Here is a 6,069-nt window from a genome sequence, read left to right as displayed (position 1 = left end):
TCGCTGAAGGGAGCGAGCTCATGTTCCCTTAATTCTGACCTGGACTTTGAGATGACGGGAAGCCCGAGATGAGAATCTGTAGCCGTATCCCCGTGCCCCGGAAAGTGTTTCGCACAGCTGAGAATTCCCTGTTGTTGCATTCCCCTGGAGAACGCCAGGGCATTTTTACTAACCTGGCTGCGATTGCTCCCAAAAGACCGGTATCCAATAACGGGATTGTCCGGGTTGCTATTTATATCGGCTACAGGGGCAAAATTCCAGTGGATCCCTGCAGCTCGGCAGTCGGCCCCGATATGCTGCCCCACTTTGTAAATAAGATCCGTTTCACCCTGCAGGGCACCCAGGGTAAGGGCGTAAGGATATTGAGGGGTGTTTTCGATCCGCATGGCAAGGCCCCATTCCGCATCTATGGCGATCAGGAGTGGGATTTTGGCTGCTTTTTGATACCTCGTAACAAGTTTTCTCAGGGTTTGGAAACTGTCGGCATTGTATGGGATTTCCTTTTTGCCTTCGTAATTAGTCGCCGCGCTTTCCCGGCTGTGAAAGAAACAAATACCACCTATACAGGCATTTTTGATAAGGGCCTCCAGACGGGTTATCTCTTCATCGCTGTCATTAATAAAAGCGGCAGGCATAAAAAGTTGTCCAACCTTTTGTTTCAGGCTGAGACTGTAACTTTTTTCTTTCCAAAAGTCAATTGAGTTCATCATTCCGGGCACCTTTTTTTCCAAAATCCGGGGGGTATTCGATATAGCGTAACAATATGATAGAGGGCAGTGCTGCAAGGACTACCCAAATGAAAAATCCATCGTAGCCCAGCCATTCCTGCACATAACCGCTAATTAAACCGGGCAGCATCATGCCCAGCGCCATAAATCCGGTTGCCAGGGCGTAGTGTGAGGTTTTTGATGCACCTTCTGCTATGTAGATGAGGTAGACCATGAAGCCCGCAATCGCAAAGCCATAACCAAACTGTTCCAAAACTACTGTGGTAATCACCGCTGCCAGGTGGGACGTTTTTGTAATGGCTAAAAAAGCATAAAATGCGTTGGGGATGTTCAGGGATAGGACCATGGGAAACATCCATTTCTTAAGGCCATCACGCGATATCAGGATGCCACCTAATATTCCGCCAATGGTAAGCATAATCACGCCAATGGTACCATAAATCGTACCTACTTCTGCCGTAGTATACCCCAATCCACCCACTTCAGGGGCATCCAGTAAAAAAGGGGAGGCCATCTTCACCAGTTGGGATTCCCCTAAACGAAAGAAAAGAACGAAGGTGAGCGCCATGCCCATGCCTTTCTTTTTGAAAAATGTCGAAAACACCTCAAGAAAACCCTTGGGCTTGTCCAGCGTGATCTCTGAGGAACTTTCATACCTGGGCGTAGTGAAAAAATTCGCCGCGGTAAGGATAAACATTAACAAAGCTGCCGTGAGCATGGTCACCGACCAGGCTTTGCTATTGTCCCCATAGTAATTTTCAAGGAATCCTGCCAGGATGACAAGCAAGCCTTGCCCAGTGACGTTGGCCAACTTATAGAACGTGCTTCTCACTCCCACAAAAAAGGACTGTTTTTCCTGGGTAAGGCCTATCATGTAATAACCATCCGAGGCAATGTCATTGGTAGCGGAGGCAAAGGCAGCCATCCAAAAGCAGGCCAGGGTAGTGACAAAAAAGATGTTGGTGGGCAGGGATAGCCCAATACCCAGGAAGGAAAGGGAAACCAGCAACTGCATAATAAGGAACCAGTTTCGCTTAGTGCTTAGGAGGTCCAGAAAAGGGCTCCACAGCGGTTTTATTACCCAGGGCAGGTACAACCAACTGGTATAGAGGCCGATATCCGCATTGCTGATCCCCAGTTTTTTGTACATGATTACCGAAACGGTGACCACCATCACATAGGGAAGTCCTTGTGTGAAATACAATATGGGTACCCATGCCCATGCCCATTTATTCTTTTCTACCATCTAAGCTTTGGATTAGTTGCGAACCAGTCTCAAGGGTTTTGTCTTTTGGCGGTACCGGTCGATGAAAACTATTTCCATGCGTTTTTTTCCCTGTAAGGATTTTGTGGGAACCCGGAACGTACTTAACTCCCCTAAATATATTCTTTTCGCCTGATTTTGCTTTCTTTTTTTACCACCTTGTTCCTTTCGGCCAAGGCCCTTTATCTCGGCAAACTGAAAGCGCAGGGATTTATCCAGGATCGTAAAGTAAAGGTAATCCCGGCCCTCCTTCATGTTTAGCCTGGGTTTGGCGGGCGGATTTTTTCCCTCATGAACTACCGGTGGCAGGGAAGCAGGGTAGGCATAAACGTTTTTTCGTAAATACCGGGCGATATCCCGATTGGATTTCATCAAGGAGCCTGCGCTGAAAAAGATGTTACCCCGGACATTTTTTGTTTTGCGTGCCAGCACAAGCTGTTCTGGTAATTCCTGTCTGGCTTCCCAGGCGTCATCTGCATTATTACGGACTTTATAGGCTCCGTTTCCTATGAATAAAGGGGTTTGCGGTACTGCAGAGGCCCACCAATCCATCAGTTTCCTGTGCGAGGCAGGGGGATAATCCATGCTCCAGTACAGCTGAGGTGCCAGGTAGTCTACCCATCCTTCCCTTGACCACTCCAGGGGATCAGCAAAAAGGTGGTCAAAGTTGGTTTGTCCGGCTCGGGTATCGGATCCCAGGGGATCCGAAGAGCGGTTTCTCCATACCCCAAAGGGACTAATCCCAAATTGCACCCAGGGTTTTAAAGCTTTAATAGTCTGGTGGGTTTCCCTGACCAGGGCATTGATATTACCTCTTCTCCAGTCCTCCAGGGATTGATCGGGGTCGCGGTAGGTAGTGTAAGCCACTGAATCGGCAAATTTCTCACCCTGTATCTGGTAGGGATAGAAATAATCATCGAAATGGATGCCATCGAGATCATAGCGGGCGACCAATTCACTGATAACCTCAACAATATGTTCACGAACAGCAGGCAGTCCAGGATTGTAATAAAATTTTTTCCCGTAGGATACCATCCAGTCCGGGTGTTGAAAAAAGTCATGTTCGGGGGCCAATACTGCCGTTTGCTGGTCAAAGGTAGCCCGGTATGGGTTAACCCAGGCATGGAACTCAAACCCTCTTTTATGGGTGGCATCGATCATCCATGCCAGGGGATCCCGGTCCAGATCCCCCATTTCCCCTTCCTTTCCTGTTAAAAATCGGGATATGGGCGCAAATTTTGAGGGATAAAAGGCATCTCCGGCTGTCCTCACTTGTACAATAACGGCATTGAATCTCAGTCTTTTATAATAATTGAGCAGTTCAATATAGTCCTGTTGCTTTTTGACCCAGGGGTCCGAGGGATGCTTTGGCCAGTCGATATTGGCTACAGTAGCGACCCAAACGCCGCGAAATTCCTCATCAGGATGCGGAATCTTTGTTTTCAGGCTACCACAAGCCGTGAATACTAAGAATATCAGGAGTAGTGTAAATAACCGCATAGGCCGGTACCTGTCCTTTTGTGGTTTTCAGACTGGGTAAACAACGATATGGAAATCGCCCTCAATCTACATGAAATGGTAGCGGACAAAGCCCTCCATGGCCTCGTATTCTGCCATTCCCAGGTCGTTGTATTTACAGGCGGTTTCCTTGTTACGTTGTTCTGCCCTTTGCCAGAATTCCCGTTCGTCATTACCCGGAAACATGGCGCTGTCTTTTTGTGACTGGTGCTTAAAGATAGCATTCTTTTTTCGTTGCATATCCTTTGGCCCAATGGGCACTGCCATCTCCATGTCCGCGATATCCCATTCCTGCCATGCGCCACGGTACAGCCACACATAGCAGTCTTTAAGCCATTCTGCACCTTCCTCTACAAGTCGCTCCAGTGCACTATATATGATCTGCAGACAGACCCGGTGCGTTCCGTGTGGATCAGACAAGTCGCCAGCGGCAAAAATCTGGTGGGGTTTAACCTTTTGCAGCAGGTCGTAGGTGATGTCCACATCTGCCTGGGTATGCGGTTTTTTCTTAACCGTACCCGTCTCGTAGAAAGGCAGGTTAAGGAAATGGGCATTTGCTTCGTCAACACCGCAGTAACGACATGCAGCCAGGGCTTCTCCTTTACGGATAAGGCCTTTGAAGTGTTGTATTTCAGGGCTGTCTACCTCACCCGGTTTTTTCGAATTCAGGAATTCCCGTACCTGTTGGAACTGTTTTTGAAGCTCCAGATTATCCTCCTGAACATCCGTGGCAAAATCGAGAAATCGAATAACTTCATCATCGAAAACAGCTATGTTTCCAGATGTCTGATAGGCTACGTGCACCTCATGTCCCTGGTCAACCAGGCGCAGTAACGTCCCTCCCATGGAAATCACGTCATCATCGGGGTGTGGGCTAAAGATCATGGAACGTTTGGGGTATGGGGCCTTTCTTTCTGGCCGTGCGCTGTCATCTGCATTGGGCTTACCACCAGGCCATCCGGTAATGGTGCTTTGCAGTTGGTTGAAGACGATGAGGTTGATATGTTCTGCAGAACCAATTTCGGCTATGAGATTCCCCATCCCGTGTTCATTGTAATCTTCGTTGGTCAGCTTAAGGATGGCTTTGTTTAGTTTTTCAGATAACCAGAGGGTTGCTTTTTTAATTAGCCTATCATCCCATGTGCATTCTGAGACCAGCCAGGGAGTATTCACCCGGACCAAAGAGGAGGCTGCAGCGTGGTCCAGAATAAAGCTACAGTTTTCATGGTTTTGCAGGAAGGTAGCGGGTACTGATTCCCGGATCTTGCCTTCCACGGAGTAATGGATAACTTCAGATTTTCCTTCCCCCCAGGCCATAAGGATGATCCGCTTCGCAGCCATGATCGTGCCTACGCCCATAGTTATTGCCTTTATGGGGACGTTTTCCAACCCGAAAAAGTCACTGGCTGCATCCAAACGGGTAACCCGGTCCAAACGCACCAATCGGGTTTTACTTTTGAGGGTTGAGCCCGGTTCATTAAAACCGATATGGCCGGTACGCCCTATACCCAGGATCTGGATATCGATACCACCCGCATCCTGTATTTTTTGCTCATAAGCCTTGCAGTAGTCCCGTACATCTTCTTTGTCCAAAGTGCCATCGGGGATGTGAACATTTTTAGGCAGGATATCTATATGGTCAAACAGGTGTTCCTTCATGAACCGTACATAACTGTGTATGGAATCAGGCTCCATTGGGTAATACTCATCCAGGTTAAAGGTGATCACATTTTTGAAGCTCAGGCCTTCTTCTTTGTGGAACTTTACCAGAAAGTCATACACCTTGGTGGGTGTAGACCCGGTTGCCAGACCAAGCACCGCAGGTTTTCCCTGTCGTTGCCGCTGTCTGATGAGCTCAGCAATTTCGTTGGCTACATAAAAGGAAGCCTCTTCTGAGTTATCATGAATGTGGGTTTCGATCTTTTCAAACTTCCGGGATTCGTCGTCTTGCGGAAATTCATAGGTGTTTGCTTTTGTCTGGACTTCAGCCATTTTCTTAGAGTTATGTTTCGGGACAAAAATACTAATTATTTCTATATTATGCTGTTTTATATTTAATAAATTGCAAATAATTGCAATAATTAGCACTAATACATTTAAATAACTGTAAAATGTGGCATTTATGCAGAATTGATTATCTTTGAATTCAAATAAAAAAAGCTAGCAGATAATGTTAAAGGAAGAAAGGCAGCGACTCATTATGAATGAGGTAGATTTGCACAACCGCATTCTGTTGACTGATATAGCTGAAAAGCTTGACGTTTCAGTGGATACCATCCGAAGGGATGTAAAGGAGCTGGATGCGGAGAACATGCTCAAAAAAGTGCACGGAGGGGCCGTTTCCCTCGGTTTTACCGGACTGGCGAATCTGGATAACAGGGTGTACGCACAACCTGAGAAGAAGAAGATTGCTGAAAAGGCTCTTCAGTTACTTACACCCGATAGTGTATTGTTTATCGACGGGGGAACCACCTGTCTGGAACTAGCCAAGGCCATTCCGGACAATCTATCCTTCACCTGTTTTACTTTCAGCCTGCCGGTGGCAGTCCTTTTGCTTAA

At 47.3% G+C, this 6,069-nt stretch carries 5 protein-coding genes; 1 reads left to right on the top strand and 4 read right to left on the bottom strand.

The window, feature by feature from the left end:
• The 4 genes from AC4E7D_RS10560 to nagB all read right to left on the bottom strand — a co-directional run.
• Window positions 1-710 (bottom strand): glycoside hydrolase family 3 N-terminal domain-containing protein (locus AC4E7D_RS10560; protein WP_490173761.1); only part of this gene is annotated, 710 nt, incomplete at its 3' end.
• Window positions 694-1,974 carry an MFS transporter gene (locus AC4E7D_RS10555; RefSeq protein WP_490173760.1) on the bottom strand — a complete coding sequence of 427 codons (1,281 nt, stop codon included), beginning with the start codon at window positions 1,972-1,974 and terminating at the stop codon, window positions 694-696. The genes AC4E7D_RS10560 and AC4E7D_RS10555, both read right to left, overlap by 17 nt.
• Window positions 1,975-1,986: 12 nt before the next feature.
• Window positions 1,987-3,492, bottom strand: a complete 1,506-nt coding sequence (locus AC4E7D_RS10550; protein WP_490173759.1) for a glycoside hydrolase family 10-like protein — start codon at window positions 3,490-3,492, stop codon at window positions 1,987-1,989.
• A 66-nt stretch (window positions 3,493-3,558) separates the two neighbouring features.
• Window positions 3,559-5,502, bottom strand: coding sequence for a glucosamine-6-phosphate deaminase (gene nagB / locus AC4E7D_RS10545; RefSeq protein WP_490173758.1), 1,944 nt, complete (start codon window positions 5,500-5,502; stop codon window positions 3,559-3,561).
• Window positions 5,503-5,680: 178 nt separating this feature from the next.
• On the opposite strand from nagB, the gene AC4E7D_RS10540 reads away from it, so the two are divergent.
• Window positions 5,681-6,069, top strand: a 389-nt coding sequence (locus AC4E7D_RS10540; protein WP_490173757.1) for a DeoR/GlpR family DNA-binding transcription regulator, incomplete at its 3' end; no start/stop codon positions are given.

The organism is Lentiprolixibacter sp. (assembly GCF_982873095.1).
Note: the sequence above shows the minus strand (reverse complement) of the source record. Positions and strands in the feature narration are given on the sequence as shown.

What these genes read in the sequence shown, in the direction of transcription:
- AC4E7D_RS10555 (WP_490173760.1), bottom strand. Translation starts at nt 1,974, where the DNA reads ATGGTAGAAAAGAATAAATGGGCATGGGCATGGGTACCCATATTGTAT.
- AC4E7D_RS10550 (WP_490173759.1), bottom strand. Translation starts at nt 3,492, where the DNA reads ATGCGGTTATTTACACTACTCCTGATATTCTTAGTATTCACGGCTTGT.
- nagB (WP_490173758.1), bottom strand. Translation starts at nt 5,502, where the DNA reads ATGGCTGAAGTCCAGACAAAAGCAAACACCTATGAATTTCCGCAAGAC.